General features: G+C 59.3%; 10 protein-coding genes and 2 pseudogenes. 4 read left to right on the top strand and 8 right to left on the bottom strand.

From position 1 onward, the window contains the following. Positions 1 to 837 precede the first annotated feature (837 nt). Positions 838 to 1,333, top strand: a pseudogene (locus ACVWYQ_RS16505) (DDE-type integrase/transposase/recombinase); the annotation flags it as partial. Here ACVWYQ_RS16505 and ACVWYQ_RS16510 read toward each other — a convergent pair. From ACVWYQ_RS16510 to ACVWYQ_RS16540, 7 genes are all read right to left on the bottom strand, one after another. Beyond that, positions 1,303 to 1,845, bottom strand: coding sequence for a hypothetical protein (locus ACVWYQ_RS16510; RefSeq protein WP_456725983.1), 543 nt, complete (start codon positions 1,843 to 1,845; stop codon positions 1,303 to 1,305). The pseudogene ACVWYQ_RS16505 and the gene ACVWYQ_RS16510 sit on opposite strands and share 31 nt — an antisense overlap. A gap of 565 nt (positions 1,846 to 2,410) precedes the next feature. Then, positions 2,411 to 3,247 carry an ABC transporter permease gene (locus ACVWYQ_RS16515; protein ID WP_275502975.1) on the bottom strand — a complete coding sequence of 279 codons (837 nt, stop codon included), beginning with the start codon at positions 3,245 to 3,247 and terminating at the stop codon, positions 2,411 to 2,413. A gap of 42 nt (positions 3,248 to 3,289) precedes the next feature. After that, positions 3,290 to 4,222, bottom strand: coding sequence for an ABC transporter permease (locus ACVWYQ_RS16520; protein WP_275502977.1), 933 nt, complete (start codon positions 4,220 to 4,222; stop codon positions 3,290 to 3,292). After that, positions 4,222 to 5,220, bottom strand: a complete 999-nt coding sequence (locus ACVWYQ_RS16525) for an ABC transporter ATP-binding protein (protein ID WP_456725984.1) — start codon at positions 5,218 to 5,220, stop codon at positions 4,222 to 4,224. Before ACVWYQ_RS16525 ends, ACVWYQ_RS16520 begins: the two co-directional genes overlap by 1 nt. After that, a complete protein-coding gene (locus ACVWYQ_RS16530) occupies positions 5,217 to 6,227 on the bottom strand; it encodes an ABC transporter ATP-binding protein (protein ID WP_275502978.1) in 1,011 nt (336 codons plus the stop codon). The genes ACVWYQ_RS16525 and ACVWYQ_RS16530 overlap by 4 nt, the downstream gene beginning before the upstream one ends. A gap of 41 nt (positions 6,228 to 6,268) precedes the next feature. Beyond that, the gene (locus ACVWYQ_RS16535; RefSeq protein WP_275502895.1) at positions 6,269 to 7,858 is read right to left on the bottom strand and encodes an ABC transporter substrate-binding protein; all 1,590 of its coding nucleotides are present in this window, start codon (positions 7,856 to 7,858) and stop codon (positions 6,269 to 6,271) included. A gap of 181 nt (positions 7,859 to 8,039) precedes the next feature. After that, on the bottom strand, positions 8,040 to 8,210 hold the full coding sequence (locus ACVWYQ_RS16540; RefSeq protein WP_456725985.1) for a hypothetical protein: 171 nt from the start codon (positions 8,208 to 8,210) through the stop codon (positions 8,040 to 8,042). Between the two features lie 28 nt (positions 8,211 to 8,238). Between ACVWYQ_RS16540 and ACVWYQ_RS16545 the strand changes: the two are divergent. From ACVWYQ_RS16545 to ACVWYQ_RS16555, 3 genes and pseudogenes are all read left to right on the top strand, one after another. Beyond that, positions 8,239 to 9,437 (top strand): annotated as a pseudogene (locus ACVWYQ_RS16545) (pyridoxal phosphate-dependent aminotransferase). A gap of 12 nt (positions 9,438 to 9,449) precedes the next feature. Next, entirely contained in the window at positions 9,450 to 9,779 is a 330-nt protein-coding gene (locus ACVWYQ_RS16550; protein ID WP_456725986.1) for an isocitrate lyase/phosphoenolpyruvate mutase family protein, read from the top strand. 812 nt (positions 9,780 to 10,591) lie between these two features. Beyond that, positions 10,592 to 11,728 (top strand): D-cysteine desulfhydrase family protein, encoded by a 1,137-nt coding sequence (locus ACVWYQ_RS16555; protein WP_456725987.1) that lies wholly within the window; start codon positions 10,592 to 10,594, stop codon positions 11,726 to 11,728. A gap of 451 nt (positions 11,729 to 12,179) precedes the next feature. On the opposite strand, the gene ACVWYQ_RS16560 is transcribed toward ACVWYQ_RS16555, so the two are convergent. After that, positions 12,180 to 12,563: an ABC transporter ATP-binding protein gene (locus ACVWYQ_RS16560; protein WP_456725988.1), complete on the bottom strand. Its 384-nt coding sequence runs from the start codon at positions 12,561 to 12,563 to the stop codon at positions 12,180 to 12,182. Positions 12,564 to 12,806 lie beyond the last annotated feature (243 nt).

The following is a 12,806-nucleotide window of genomic DNA, read 5'->3' on the forward strand; positions in this document are numbered from 1 at the left end:
CCACCGGACCAATAGTTTATTCGGCCGTACATAGTGCCCCACTTTCCTTGCATCATACGAGTTGAGTTGTTTGCAGGTCATTGTGACCTAAGCTCCGCTTAGATAGCTTACCTGTCCACAAGCTGACGCGGAGCAAATGGAACTCAGTGACTGATCGTGCAAGCGGGCGTTCGTGCGACTCCTGCTTGGCCAGCTCCGGAGCCCGCTAGATTGGCACATCACTCAACAATGCATTGGCACCGAGTCTATCCGTTGGGGCCGCGGGTCCGAGATTGTCGAATCCGTCTTCTCTGAGAACCGGAGCATGTGTACGAAGTACAGGATGTCCCGCGTCGTGGAAAACTGGCTCCTCATGTTGCCTCAGATGACAATGTTACCGGAGCGCCTCCTGCCGTCGCCCGAATTGGACGCCGCGAGTCCGAGCAAGCCGCTCGCGAAGCGCGCCCTCCAGAGCGCCGGAGCGAGCGAGCGGCTTGCGGTGATCCGGCGAAGCAACCCGTGGGATTAGACACCGAGGCACGAAGCTTGGATCGATAGTGTGGTTTCTGTGCTGCTGATGAGCTGTCGCGCGGCCTTTGATCACCTATTCTTCATCAACCTCTGCACCGTACGCCGCTGATGGCCACTGAACTGACCGAGCGCATGCGCTTCCAGCCGGGAGAGAAGATCGACCGCGGACAAGTGCGGGGCCGCGGCGAGCCATTTCTCAATCATGGGAATGTAAGGATCGAGCATCGATGGCCGACGCGGCACAGGTTTGCGCCGCAGATAGCGGCGCCGATGAATTTCCCGCTGCTCACCTTGTTTCCAACCATCATCGGCGGAAAGCACGTGGGCCAAGTACGAGAGGACCGAACGGAAGCAGGTCAGATCAATAAGACCTGGGCGATGGACTTCGTTCATGACCAGCTCGCCACCGACCGCAAGATCCGCGTGCTCACGATCGTGGATACTTTCAGTCGCTTCTCTCCAGCGGTCGATCCGCGTTCAGCTATCGAGGGAGGATATCGTGCCGACTTTGGAACGCGTCTGCAAGGGCGTCGGCTATCCCAAGACGATCCGCGTCGACCAGGGGTCGGAGTTCGTCTCCGCGATCTCGACATCTGGGCCTACCAGAAGAACGTCGTTCTAGACTTCTCCAGGCCCGGCATGACGACGGACAACAGCTTCATCGAGTCCTTCAATGGCAGCTTCAGAAGCGAGTGCCTGAACACGCACTGGTTGCTGCGCCTCGACGACGCACCGCAGAAAAATGGTGGATTGGCGTAGAGACTACAACCGCGCATCAGAACACCCATTTGTCTATGTTGTTGAAGAGAAGAGACTTTGCTGATTGGGATGCGATCCTGCGGGGTATCTTGGATTCTGCCGCGCTCGTTCGGTGATGGATGTGGCGGCGTCCGTCGTCAAGGCCGGGCGCGCGAAGATCCATGGCCCATCCGGCAGAGGGTGGACGGCTTCGATCTGACCAGCTTCTGTGGCCAAGCGCAGCGTCTTGGATGCGACCTTGAGAAGCCTGGCGGCGTCGGAGAGATTGAGCCAAGGCTCGACGCTATCCTCGGCCCGCCGGAAGACGGGGATGTGATGATAAGATCGCGTGGTTGTGACGCGCTCGCGGGTCCAACGGTTGCCGTTGCCCGTCTTGAGGCCGTTGCGGTTGAGCAGGCCCGCAATCAGGTCGTCGCTGGCGATCAGCACCAGTTTCCGGATGACTGCGATGATGTCGTCGGAGGTGCTGTTACGCTGCCCCCGTCGACGCTTCGGCAGCCGCATCTCGCTGTGAGCGCCGCCTGCCCAATGCACGACGAGAACGATTTCAGGATGCTTCGTCATCGATGTCGGCAACGACCTCGTGGATCAGCGTACGGACGATGCGCTTCTACAGCCGCGCATCGGTGGTCGGCCCTGACCGGATTGCCGGTTCCGAGGCGATCGCGCGCACCGTTCCGATTTGATCGCGCGCGGCATTCCGAAGTGATGGCGCGCAGCATTCCGAGAATTGTCCGCGCAGGATTCCGAAGCGATCGCCCGCGCGCCAATGGCGTCTGGCGGGCCGGTGTCACCGGCGCATTCCGCGAAGAGGCTGTGGATATGAAGCTTCCCGCAAGAGAGAAGCTTGGACAACGCTGCGGGTTGCCCACATCCCCACAGCCACAACAGCAGCAAGCAGGAGTAGCGTAAAGTATTGGGAAGAACGAGCGGCAGCAGCGCCTCTTGAGAAACCGGATCCGGTAGTCCTCAACATAGGGTCCACTTCATGGCGCTTCTCTTGCCTTGCCATTGCAAGAACAGATCACGTTGAGACATGAAAGGTCCGACCAAGTTATGAACTTGTCTGGTATGTTGCCGAAAGAGTACGATCGTCTCCCCTGCGAGCAATGAGATATCTTCGATCTCGCTTTTCAGAGTCTCACGATAAGGTTTTGTCGATCCGGTCGCGCAACCAGTCGCCAACCAGCGAAATCGACAAGGTCGTAAGCGAGATGACTAGCGAAGGCAGAACAAGGATCCAGGGCGCACGGGTCAGATAGTCACGACCATAGCCGACCATATTGCCAAGGGAAGTCAGCGGCGGCTGCACACCAAGTCCAAGAAAGCTAAGGCCGCTCTCGAGCAGAATGATGTCTGGAAAGGCAAGCGTCATGGTGACGATCAAGGTCGACGCGATGTTCGGCATGATGTGGCGCAGGTAGAGACGCCATGGACTTGCGCCAAGCTGGCGTACGGCGATCACATAGGCTTGCTCGTTGGCACTCATGGCAAGCGCGCGGGTGACGCGGGCGTAGCGTTCCCATCCGTGGAGACCGATGAGCCCCACGAAAAGGAGCAAAGAATTGCCGAAGAAGGCAAGCACCGCGAGCGCCAAAACGAGAAAGGGCATGCTTGCCTGAAAATCGACACAGCCGAGAATGAGCTGCTCTACCCAGCCGCGGAAGTGAGCAGCCAAAAAGCCAAGCGTGATGCCAAGGATGGCGCCGATCATGGTCGCCGCGAAAGCAATAAGGAGGCTGATGCGAATGGATATGACCAGCCGTGCCAGTACGTCCCGGCCGAGCTCATCTGAACCGAAGGGATGTGCGATGGTTCCGCCGAGGCCAAGCGGTGCAGCGAGGCGATGATGAAGGTCAAGGGCTGCATAATCATAAGGAGCGAGGTGATCTGCAAATATCGCGACGAGAAGCATGAGAAGCAGCCAGGCGACTGCTATTCCGATCGCGCGGTCGCGCCACCGCCACACCTTTGGCATCTTTGAGGAGGGCAGAACCCGGTCTGCGGAAATGCTCGACAATTATCGTCTCCCAAAGTGCAACTGGCGCAAACGTGGATCGAGCATGCCATAGAGCAGATCGATCGTAAGATTGGTGGTAATCATGGCGGCGGCCACGACGAGCAGGATGCACTGGACGACAGCCAAATCGCGACTGGCGACTGACACGACCAGCAGGCTGCCAAGGCCTGGCCACGAATATACACTCTCCACAAGCACCGTTCCCGCGATGAGATTGCCGACCATGAAGCCGACGATGGTCAGCACTGCTATCCCGGCGTTTGGCAGAGCGTGACCGGTCACGACGCTGGCCCATGGCACGCCCTTGGCGCTGGCCGCACGAATATAGGGCTGTCCAAGCACCTCAAGCATGGCGCTGCGGCTGAATCGCGCCAGAACGGCCGCGCCGCCCAGACCGAGCGTGATGACGGGCAGCACCACATGGTGCCAAGTGCCCGCGCCGCCCGAGGGGAACCAGGGGAGCTCGACGGCGAAAGCGAGTATGAACAGGAGGCCGAGCACGAAAGATGGCACGGTGAAGCCCACGACAGCGACCATCATCACCAATCGATCCGCCAGACTATCCCGCTTGAGGGCCGCGTAGATGCCGGCCGGAATGCCGATCATCAGGTTGAGGATCAGCGCCGGCGCAGTCAGCATCAAGGTGACCGGAATGCGCTCGGCAACGACGGCAATCGCGGCACGCCCGTCACGCATCGACTGGCCGAGATCTCCATGAACGACCGCAAAGAGGTATTTGACGTATTGCACCCAGAGTGGTGCATCGAGCCCCCAGGCCTTTCGGAAGGCCTCGACCGCTTCCGCCGGTGTTTCCGGCGACAACAACGCTAGGGCCGGATCGCCAGAGGCGCGCAGCACCACGAATGCGAATGTGACCACAACTCCGATGGTCAGGAACGCGCGTGCGAAGCGGACCAGAATGAAGCGAGCCATCATGTCTCCTTGTCGAGTTCGGCACCATGATCGCCGATCAGATGGCAGGCGACGCGCCGCCCGTCGGAAGCGGATCTGAGCTCTGGGGCGAACCGCGCGCAAAGCGGAAGGGCGACCGGACAGCGAGGATGAAATGCGCAGCCGCCCGGCCGCGCAGCCGGATTGGGCGGATCTCCTTGAAGGATGGTGCGAGAGCGATGTCGGCCGGGCCTTGGCACCGCGGAAATGAGCGCCCGCGAATAAGGATGCAAGGGATCCAGAAGAACCGCCTCAGACGATCCTTCCTCGACGATGCTGCCGAGATACATTACAGCAATCCGATTGCTGATCAGCCGGACCACTCGCAAATCATGGCTGATGAAAATCATCGCCATACGTCGTCGCTCCTGCAGGTCGTGCAGAAGATTGATCACTTGCGCCTGGATCGAGACGTCGAGTGCTGATACTGGCTCGTCGCAGACAATGAGATCCGGATCTGTGGCCAGCGCACGAGCCAGGACGGCACGCTGGCGCTGGCCGCCTGAAAGCTCGTGCGGATAGCGCCCGACGTGGTCGGTCCTGAGCCCCACATCGGTAAGAAGCGCATTGACCCGCCCCTCTCGTTCCGACTTGCTGCCAAGCCTGTGAAGTTCGAGCGGCTCGGCTATTTGCGCGCCGATCGTCAGTCGGGCATCGAGAGCGGCCAGCGGATCCTGGAACACCATTTGGATTCGCATCCTAAGGCGGCGCCATCGACGATCGCCGATAGCAGGCAAAGCTTCGCCGCCGAAGGTCACCTTGCCGGCATCCGGCTGGTCCAGGCCGATCAGGAGCCGGCCCGCAGTCGACTTACCGCAGCCGGATTCGCCAACCAGTCCGAGGGTCTCGCCGGGAGCCAGCTGCAGGGAGAGCCCATTGACCGCCTGGACCATCGCTGGAGGTTGGAAAAGACCCTGTGGCAATCGATAAGCTCGGACAAGCCCATCGGCCTCGAGGATCGGCGGAGCAGTCCTGCTCATGCAGCCACGACCTCGCCCGCGCGCGCTTCGCTCGTGACATGCAAGCAGGCAGCCCTGTGTCTGATGTCGCCATCCAGCGAAGCGAGCTCAATTGCCCATTCATGACAGCGTCCGATCCGCCGATTGCATCGAGGGGCGAAAGGACAGCCTGGCGGAAACGCGGCTGCGTTTGGCACGACACCGGGAATGGCTAAGAGGCGTTGCCGCGGCCCATCCAGACTTGGAAGAGCCGCAAGAAGACCTCTCGTATATGGGTGAGCAGGTCGGTCGAAGAGACGGTCGGCGGGCACTTCTTCGACGATGTGCCCCCCGTAAAGGACCATGACACGTTCGCAGATCTCGCTGACGACACCGAGATCATGCGAGATCAGGACCAGCGCCATGCCCGTCTCGCGCTGGATCTGCCCCAGAAGCTCAAGGATCTGCGCTTGAATAGTGACATCCAAGGCGGTGGTAGGCTCATCAGCGATCAAGATGTCGGGCTGTCCTGCAAGCGCCATGGCGATCATGACGCGCTGGTTCTGCCCACCGGAGAATTCGTGGGGGTAGGAGCCAAGCCGGCGCGCTGCATCGGGGATGCCGACCTGGTCGAGCAGACGTCGCGCTTCCGCCTGCGCCGTGCGGTGGTCCATGTCACGATGGAGCCTCAAGGCCTCGATGATCTGATCGCCCACCCTGTGCACAGGATTGAGCGCGCTCGCCGGGTCCTGGAAGATCATGGCGATCTGCCCGCCCCGCACCTTGTCGAGGCGAGAGGCTGGTGCATGGAGCAGCTCCTCTCCAGCCAGGCGTACGCTGCCCGTTACTTTAGCGCGCTGCGTCAACAGTCCAAGCGCAGCAAGCCATGTCACCGATTTGCCGCAACCGCTTTCACCGACCATGCCTAGCGACTCGCCGCGCGCGAGCGTGAGATTGATTCCGCGCAGCGTCGGCACACCGTCGAACGCAACACGCAAATCTTCGATCTGAAGAAGCGCCTCCGTCCGAGGCCCCTGCTCGTCCCTCATCATACAGGCCGCATCGGCTTTAAGCCGATTTAAGGTATGCGTCATCGCGATTCTGTCCGGATCAGAGCTCTGTTGAATGGGCCGAAATTGAGGTCGAGTGTCAGTCCCGGCAGCCATGGCACATCGCGGCGCTTGCCATAGAACTGGCCCGACACGTGCAGGATCACGCAAGGCGGATCGATCTCGTTGATGATCTCGAGCATGCGACGAATGATCGGCCGGCGCTGTTCGCCCTGGATGGTGTCCTGGAGCTTTGCGCCGAGCGCGAAATATTCCTCGTTCTTCCAGATTCCAATTGACTTTGGCAGCGTGCCGCTCGGACCGTATTCACGCCAGGGATGGCCAAGATGATCCAGAAAAAGTGCCGTATTGGACGTATCGAAGATGGCACGCACCGGCTGACGCTGAATTTGCGCGAAGTTTTCCATCATCTGGATTTTGACGTTCAGGCCAACCGCGCGCCACATCTCGATCATCGTTTGCGCACCAGAGACTTGATTGGGGTAGTAATTGTTGAGCAGACGATAGGTGATCTGCTCTCCCTTGTAGCCAGCATCAGCCAGCAACTCCTTGGCCTTGCCGGGATCGTAGGCAAGTGCGGGGAATTCGCGGATGTAGCCTTCCCCGTAGCTCGGCAGCTGGTAGCCGTTCGGAATCGGGACCCGGTTCTCCCACAAGCTTTGCACGATCAGCTTGCGATCGAGCGCAAGGCTCATTGCACGGCGAACACGCGCATCCTTCAGAACGGGATCAGTCTGATCGAGGGCGAGCGAGCGGATATTCTGCACGGCACCACCCACGACCTCGAGATCAGCCCGCTTCTGGATGGTCGCGAACTGGTCCGGCGGAATGTCAGTGGCGACGTCGAGCTCGCCGGCGAGCAGGCCGTTCACGCGCGCGGAAAGCTCAGGAATGATGCGGTATTCGATGCCATCGAATGGCGGCCGCCCGCCCCAATACGCATCATGGGCGCTCAATGAGACACGAATATCGAGCTTGTGATCGACGAGCTTGTAGGGACCGCTTCCGACAGGGGCAGTGGTCCAGCGCTGCCACGAGCCCGCTGCCAGGAAGGCGCGCTGGCTCACGATCTCAGATCCCCATGCGGCCAGACGCTGCTCGAGGAGCGCGTCGCTACCCTTTACATGCACAATGACGGTGTAAGGATCGACGATTTCGACCTTCTCGATCCGATCAAGCGACTGAAGCGCCTCGGACATTCCGCTGCGTCCAGGTCCCAGAAGATGGTCAGGACCAAGGCTGAAGGCAACATCTTCAGCCGTCAAAGGCGTCCCATCGTGGAAAACGACGTCCTTGCGCAAGAACAGCCGCAGCGACTGCGCGTTGATCCGCTCCCAACGCTCGGCCAAGCCCGGCCGTAGCGTCATGTCTTGGGCATGGTCTACTCTGATAAGCGTATCAAAAAGCTGCGGCATGACCCGACGAATGGCAGTATCGGTCGCGATAGCCGGATCAAAGGATCGCGGAAATCCGGACATGCCGACCTTGAGGCCGCGACGCGGGGATGTCTTAGGCTCACTCTCCGCACCGCCGGCGCCTGTGCTGGCCAGCACGCTTGCGGCAAGGCTACCTGCGATGGCTTGCCGTCGCGTCAGATCGATACCGGTCATCACCGCCTCCGCTTCCACGTCCATTGATGCGAATGCCAGCCCGCGAATTGTTCGACCGGCACACTCTCGATCCCGAAATCGAGCGCTTGTGTTGCGCAATTTCGCGATTGTGCGCGACCTTAGAAGCCTGAACTGCTACGCCAGAATGACACACATCGAATAAATCGATATGTGCTTACAACTATGCGATGATCGGCAGGCCGATGATGAGGAGGAGCTGCACAAACGACTCATGCGAGTGCCCAACAGAGCCGCACGAAGAAGCGATACGGTTATCGTAATCTTCGATGATTATATCCAAAGCCGCGATCACCTGGCTCGTCTGGTCGCTCGGGTTCGGATAGTTGCCCAATCGCTCATTCGAACGCGTAGGATGTGTCTTGTCTCTCGTTTCAGAACGGCTCAAGGTCGTCCGTCCCTCCCAAATCAAGGTCATGACGGCTCGCGCCGCCGAGCTGCGAGATCGGGGAACTGATGTAATCACGCTCAGCCAAGGCGAGCCGGATTTCGATACGCCGTCCATTATCTGTGAAGCTGGCATCCGGGCCATCCGTGCCGGGCATACGAAGTACACGGCGGTCGCCGGAATCAAGCAATTGCGCGCAGCAATTGGCGAGAGCCTCCGTCGCGATCATGGCCTCAACTACGGTATCGACCAGATCACGGTGGGCTGCGGCGCCAAGCGGGTTGTGTTCAACGCTCTATTTGCCAGCCTCGATGCGGGCGATGAGGTTGTGATCCGACGCCATGCTGGGTCTCCTATCCCGACATGGTGGCGCTTGCAGGCGGCAAGCCGGTGCTCGTCGCCTGCAGTGAACGCGATGGCTTCAAGCTGCGCCCCGAGGCACTAGACCAGGCGATCACGCCGCGCACCAAATGGTTGATGTTGAATTCGCCATGCAATCCGACCGGTGCGGTCTACAGCCGAAGTGATTTGCTCGCGCTCGCGGCGGTACTGCGCAAGCATGCCCAGGTGCATGAGCTATCCGACGACATCTATGAAAAACTCACCTATGACGCCGACTTTGCAACAATGGCAGCAGTTGCACCGGGCCTGTGCGAGCGTACTTTAACGGTCAACGGGGTGTCCAAGGCAGACGCGATGACTGGCTGGCGCGTCGGCTACGGTGCCGGACCTTTGGCGCTGATCAAGGCCATGAACCTCATCCAGGGCCAGACCTCTTCGCACACCAGCTCGGTTTCTCAATATGCCGCGCTGGAGGCGCTGTCAGGGAGACGCGACCATATCACAGAGTTCGCGCGCGCATTTTTAGAGCGCCGCGATCTTGTTGTCGCCAAGCTGAAGCAAGCCAAAGGGCTTGCTTGCCGTGTGCCGGACGGTGCCTTTTATGTTTTCTCCTCCTGCGCGGGGGTCATTGGCAAGCGCACGCCAGACGGCAACATGATCGAGACCGACAGTGATTTTGCCATGTATCTGCTCGATGCTTTTGCCGTGGCTGTCGTGCCTGGCAGCGGCTTCATGGCTTCGCCCTATATCCGCATCTCCTATGCTTCCTCGCCCCAGGACCTCACGCGCGCCTGCGACCGGATCATCGCCGCCTGCGCGAGCCTGTCCTAAAAGGATCTTCCGATGTCCTCTGCCAAACGCCTTCGTGCCCGCATGGCCGAGACCGGCCTTGTCCACGTCATGGCCGCCCATAGCCCATTTTCAGCGATGCTCGCTGAAGAAGCCGGATTCGACGGAGTGTGGGCGTCCGGTTTCGAGCTGTCTGCGCTTTATGGGCTGCCCGATATGAGCCTGATCTCAATGACACAGCATCTCGACATGCTGCGGGCGATCGCCGGACGCACCAGGCTTCCGATCGTCGCGGACATCGATACAGGCTATGGCAATGCAATTAACGTCATTCACGCTATCACGGAATATGAGCAGGCTGGCGCACGGTCCTGCCTGCGGTAATTGTGTACAGGTCAGCCAAACCTCAGTTCTCGCCCTTGCGACCGAAACCGTGTTACTGCTGGCTGGAGCATTAAGGCTTAGCTACTTTGCGAACTTCGGTATGTCGCGCAATGGACGATTCCTGGGCCTTTCCTGGTGGTACGACGTGCCGCTCCTCGCGCTCTTATTTCTTCTTAAGCCCCTTATTCCTGCTGAAGCATTTTCCGACGTCGTGAACATTGGCTGCTTGCTATAGCACATGTCGCCCTTGTTCGTCTGCCACCACTCAGCGCAACAATGTATACGGCACGACTCCCCTTTCAGGCAGCTTGTAAGGCTTTTCCGAAAAGAAGTACTCAGCAAGCAAATCACATCGAATAATTTGATTTCCCCCTCTTTGAAATTCGATGGATAGGCTTGCCTTGCAGGCCGGGGCAGAGTTCATGCTGACTGCTGTGACACTTGCAATGGCCTTGTAGCGCCGAACCGAAGCACACTCGTTGAGCGGCCAAACCCGGCGGGGCTTTTCATGTTGGGTCGAAACAAATGTAGACGGTGGCCATTTCGAAGAGAGGACCGCCGTCAATCACATGAACCGCCTTCGACGGCCAGACCGAGAGCGTGCGACCCTTCTCACTCCATCTCGTTCCTGCGCGAACTTCAAGCGCCTCACGCTCACGCCACGACTGCCTACCTCATACTTAGGGACCAAGCAATCCTAGTCGACGGATAGCTGAGGCGCGCATTCGGAACGAAGAACGCTAAACCGACGTGCTTGGTCGTATGACGTGTTCTCAATCGATATGCGTTTGAAAGGAAGTTTCTTGACAAGAATGCAAGCAACACAGGGCTTCGCGATCGGCCACGATCGGCTGGAAGGTTTTCCACGTGTGGCACTATCCAATCTGCCGACACCATTTGAGGCCTTGCCACGATTAACCAGATATATCGGCAAAACGCCTCTCTTAGTGAAGAGAGACGACCTTACAGGACTGGCGTTCGGCGGAAACAAAGTTCGTAAGCTTGAATATGAACTTGGACGATGGGCGGGCGGGAATTACGATACGTTGGTAACTCTCGGGGCCGTCCAGTCGAACCACGCGCGTCAAACCGCTGCTGCGGCAGCAAAGCTAGGAATGGGCTGCACTCTCATACTTGAAAACAGGTTGCTAGAGTCTCCCTGGAATTACTCGCATTCCGGAAATGTACTGTTGGACCGTCTGTTTGGAGCGGATATTGCGTTCATTGAAAGCGGAGAAGCCGAGAGATCCATTGAAGACGTATTGATCAAGTTGCGCGAGGCCGGAAAGAGACCTGTTTTCGTGTCAACCGGCGCTTCAACCGCCTTTGGCGCACTAGGGTACGTGAGATGTGCTTTCGAACTGGCAGCACAAGCCCAAGCACAACAGGTTCGGCTCAGGCATGTCTTCCACGCAACAGGTAGTGGCGGCACTCAAGCCGGACTGATAGCGGGGTTCAAGCTCGTGGGTTTGCCGGTCAAGGTCTGGGGTATCTGCCATGGGCATCCATCGGATAAACGGGCCGTCGTTCACGGCATTCTGAGGGAGCTCGAAATTCTTCTCGACGTCAACTTTGGTACGAGCATGTCAGAGATCACGACGCTTGGAGACTATATGGGGGCAGGCTATGGAATTCCATCTGAGGCGATGTACGAGGCTCTCGAACTTGTCGCCCGATTTGAAGGATTAGCGCTCGATCCAGTCTACACTGGAAAGGCGATGGCGGGCCTCATTGACCTGACTCGTAACGGCACCATTCCCAAGGATGAAGTTGCAGCCCTTGTTCACACAGGGGGAACGCCGGCTCTCTTTGCATATTCGGATGCGATCAGCGCCAGAGTATCTACGCATCGAGATTCGAATAACGGCCTCGAGAGGTGGCTTGACTCACCAAGCACTTCGCTCGATGACCCTGGACGTCAAGTCGGGCGAGCGAGGCGTCATATGTAGCTCTCGGCTTTGGCAAATCGACCTTGGTTCGTGGCGCCAAGCCACTGGAGCACAAATTCTCTGGGAAGGAGGTAAGCGTTCACTTCCGCCACTCTCCTGCGCGAACCTAGATGAAGCGGCTTTGGCGGCTGGTGGAGCTATTAGGACCACCCTGCTCGACCATCGGCCTTGCTTTCTCGATTTCGAGATGCATCCTGTGGACGGGTCGAGCGACCACCTGATGTCGACCTCACAAGTTCTGCCATGGATGCCGCGTTCGTGGCTCCGCCGATCCAGAGCGGAGCGACAGGTCGTTATTGGTCTGCTCGAACGCATCGTCGCTGCTCTTTCGAGAACCATCCGCCGGCAGGTTGCGATGTGCTTCATTGGGACGAATTGAGGCACAGAATCGTTTTTGTGGTCACATCTGGGTCGGGGACCAGGCCGAACGTCATGATCGCCCGCGCCAAACTCACGGCTCGCAGCATCGCTGCGCCTCTGAGCGGCGGGCGTCGCCTCGGCGGTGACATGCAGGACATGAAAGCTGCATGATGTTTCTCCCCGACTTTGGGGGCGGCTGCTCGGCAGCAGCCCGGTCTGGCCTCATGGCAACCCGGTGGAAGGCGCAGCCTGCCGATCTGTCGACGGGGACCGGCGGATCGTCTGGTAGCAGGATCCGTCCGGTCCGGCGGCGCCTCGGATGTGGGATTGCCGAGACGAGCGCCTGTGTGTAGGGGGAGTAGCGCGTTGTAGACGTCATCCGGCGTCCACTTCCCGACGATGCTGCAAGGTAAATGACCGCCAAGCGAAGGCTGACCTGGCGCGCGGCACGAAGATCGTGGCCGATGATAAGCATGGCCAAGCTCTACCTGCAGCTTGCCCAAGGGGTTGATGCCCCTGACTTGATCGGTACGTGGAGAGCTGAGATTGGCTCTTCGGACACAACGAAGTCCTGCCGCGGCGCCAACGCGCGCACGGCTCGTTGAGGCTACCCGCTCATGAGTTCGTACGGATCGCCTGCGGCACGATCAGTGCCGAGGCGATGAATGCCGAGGGTCTCGCCAGCCTGCTCGCGGATGGTCAGGCGGCGAGTCGCGCA

The sequence above is a fragment of the Bradyrhizobium sp. USDA 3397 genome (genome assembly GCF_054060965.1).